The organism is Pseudomonas sp. SIMBA_067 (genome assembly GCF_046534675.1).
GTDB classification, from domain to species: Bacteria; Pseudomonadota; Gammaproteobacteria; order Pseudomonadales; family Pseudomonadaceae; genus Aquipseudomonas; species Aquipseudomonas putida.
Genome location: NZ_JAWRYH010000255.1, coordinates 1 through 291 on the forward strand (window position 1 = coordinate 1; position 291 = coordinate 291).

At 64.6% G+C, this 291-nt stretch carries 1 protein-coding gene; it reads left to right on the top strand.

From position 1 onward, the window contains the following. Positions 1-291 (top strand): FHIPEP family type III secretion protein (locus SB765_RS28975; protein WP_410932397.1); only part of this gene is annotated, 291 nt, incomplete at both ends.

The following is a 291-nucleotide window of genomic DNA, read 5'->3' on the forward strand; positions in this document are numbered from 1 at the left end:
GCGTCCACGCGGGTGGTCATGCTCCACGGCCAGGAGGGCCACGGCGCCGCAGGCAAGGTGATCCAGGCCTTCGGTGAAGTGGTCATCGGCGGCAATTACGTGGTCGGTGCGGTGGTGTTCGCCATCCTCATGATCATCAACTTCGTGGTGGTCACCAAGGGCGCCGGGCGTATTTCCGAGGTAAGCGCACGCTTTACCCTCGATGCAATGCCGGGCAAACAGATGGCCATCGACGCCGACCTCAACGCTGGCCTGATCGACCAGGCCCAGGCCAAGGCGCGCCGTACCGAG